Source organism: Microtetraspora sp. NBRC 13810 (assembly GCF_030268685.1).
Taxonomy (GTDB): domain Bacteria; phylum Actinomycetota; class Actinomycetes; order Streptosporangiales; family Streptosporangiaceae; genus BSRQ01.
In genome coordinates this window covers 1-351 of record NZ_BSRQ01000082.1, presented here as the reverse complement: position 1 = coordinate 351, position 351 = coordinate 1, and the positions used below count along the sequence as shown (strand labels likewise).

General features: G+C 68.9%; 1 protein-coding gene. It reads right to left on the bottom strand.

What is annotated here, in order from left to right; genetic code table 11:
* On the bottom strand, nt 1–283 hold a 283-nt coding region (locus QSK26_RS41540; RefSeq protein ID WP_285780870.1), incomplete at its 3' end, for a serine hydrolase.
* Nucleotides 284–351: the final 68 nt, after the last annotated feature.

Genomic DNA, 351 nt, shown 5'->3' with positions numbered 1-351 from the left:
GCTTCAGCATGATCATCGAGGTGAACTGCTTGGTGACCGAGGCGATCCGGAAGACCGTGTCCGGCCGGTTGGGGATGCGCCTCTCCGCGTCCGCCGCACCGGCGGCGGCCCGCACCAGCACCTCCCCGCGCCGCACCACCAGCACCGCCCCGGTGAACCGGTTGTTCAGGGCCAGATCCCGCAGGTACGCCCGCATCGCCGCGGCGGTCCGATCACCCGGCGGTGCCTTGACCGGCACATCCTGCGCGGGAGGGCTCGTGACGGCGGGAGTGCCCACGGGCATGGCCCCACCGGTCAGCGCGGCGCCGACCGCAAGAAACCAGACAATATTGTGAAACTTGGGCATATTAT